General features: G+C 56.8%; 1 protein-coding gene. It reads right to left on the bottom strand.

Annotated elements, in window-relative coordinates; all coding sequences use genetic code 11:
- A partial coding sequence (locus tag KI210_RS08695) for an ABC transporter permease subunit (protein ID WP_212781471.1) occupies positions 1 to 222 on the bottom strand: 222 nt, incomplete at both ends.

The raw sequence follows: 222 nt of genomic DNA, 5'->3' as shown, positions 1-222 counted from the left end.
GTCGGGATTACCTGATACGTGGAAAAGGCCACCGTGTCGGCTTGGTACATCAGGTCAAAGCCTGCTACGAACGACAAGACCGACGAGTTCTTGATCAGGTTGATGAACTGGTTCCCCAGCGGCGGCAGCGCTGCTTTGAAGGCCTGCGGCAGAATCACGTATCTCATGGCCTGCACGTAGGTCATCCCGTTGCTTCGTTCGCCTTCCATTTGTCCGTCGCCG

Source organism: Lactobacillus corticis, assembly GCF_018327645.1.
Lineage (GTDB): Bacteria > Bacillota > Bacilli > Lactobacillales > Lactobacillaceae > Lactobacillus > Lactobacillus corticis.
This window is presented reverse-complemented; position numbering and strand designations above follow the sequence as displayed.